We start from the raw sequence: 1,557 nt of genomic DNA on the forward strand, positions 1-1,557 counted from the left end.
TTTTTGTCATGTTCCTACAGAAAAACCAGCAAACTTATGATTCGGAAGAACAAACGTCTGCCTATTACAAAGAGATCATGCGGACTTTTCCCGAATCAACAGCCCGGATTCTCTGCCAGCCCTATGGCCTTAGCCTGATGAAAGCATATTTCAATTACAAGCAGACATTTATTTTCAGAGGACGCAATTATGAGCTGGACGAGCAATTGAAAGAATTGCGCGCTCCCGAATTAGCGGAAGCATACATCCTTGGGAATGTTCCTACAGAAGGATATGACAAATATCTCGCTTATGAGCTCAAATATCTTCCCTTGCTGTCTGAAAAGGGTAGGCAGATGATGCGCAATAGCCTGCCCCGTCCCGTCTTCAAGATGAATGCAGGCGAGAAAGCCCCCAATCTCATGTATTCCGACGCCAATGGAAACCTGCGCGCCCTTTCTGAACTTCGCGGCAACTATGTCTACGTGGATTTATGGGCCACATGGTGCGCACCGTGCAAGGCGGAGATGCCTCATCTGCAAAAGACGGAACGGAAATACAAAGGGTACAACATCTCGTTTGTCAGCATTTCCATTGACAAGAACAAAGCAAAATGGTTACAATATCTGAAAGACAACAAGCTGACAGGGCTGCAGCTTTGGGCGGGAAACTGGGACATGCTCCCAAAGGAGATGAACGTTGGCTCCATACCCCGTTTCCTGCTGATAGACCCTCAGGGCAATTGGGTGAGTTCCAACGCCGACAGACCCTCCAACCCTGCGCTGGATGAATTACTGGAAAGTTTACTGGAAAAAAGATAAAACATTTTTTCCCGCCAATTGTCAGTTTGCGTATCGTGCAGGAAGCCCATGCAGCTGCCGATTCGGCAAAAACAAATTTCGCGGCTTTCATATACTGGAACAAGCTACTGGGCTTTCACCTTTCCCCCAATGGGCAATGGGCTTACTTGTCCGTATGCTGTACGACAGTAACACCGTAAGCGTCCAATATTACCCGCTCCGCTGATATTTAATGGACGAGCTAAAGGCTCGGCAGGCATTTTCTTTTGGGGATAACGTAGGTCTCCACAATCGTGGTTAACCATGTTTAACCGCGAAATGGGTTAAAGACAGGAAGACATGACGCAGGCGTAAAAGTTTACACGCGCAAATTTCTACCGCACACATACGCTTCTTGTAGCCGGCGCGGCTGTCTCCATTCATTCTTCGCCCCCAATCCCTCACTCCTTGTTCCTGATTTTATAAAATATAATTACTGTTTTTTTGATCATTGTTTTAGAGTCATCCAGAGCGAAAAGGGTTGTTTTTTTTGGTCAAAACCAAGTCGGGCGTCACAAAAAATCATAAGAGTGCCGCGATTGGCGCTTTCTCATGGCGTGATTAGGCCTTGTTGACAGCGCGAAAAAGCCTCGATCACACCGCGATTGCAACCTTGTCATCATGCCATTTGGCACTCAACCGGGGACCACGAAATAGGAGCACAAAGGCCGTTTTCCAAAACACGCTGAATGTCAGCCATTTACAAACCATTGCGTATTTTGCGTATTTCGGGCGAAAG

Annotated in this window: 1 protein-coding gene; it reads left to right on the forward strand. The window is 47.0% G+C overall.

The genetic code is table 11. From position 1 onward, the window contains the following. Positions 1-800 (forward strand): TlpA disulfide reductase family protein (locus tag HMPREF1640_RS12620; protein ID WP_156098777.1); only part of this gene is annotated, 800 nt, incomplete at its 5' end. Positions 801-1,557 lie beyond the last annotated feature (757 nt).

Source organism: Prevotella sp. S7-1-8, assembly GCF_000758925.1.
GTDB lineage: Bacteria > Bacteroidota > Bacteroidia > Bacteroidales > Bacteroidaceae > Prevotella.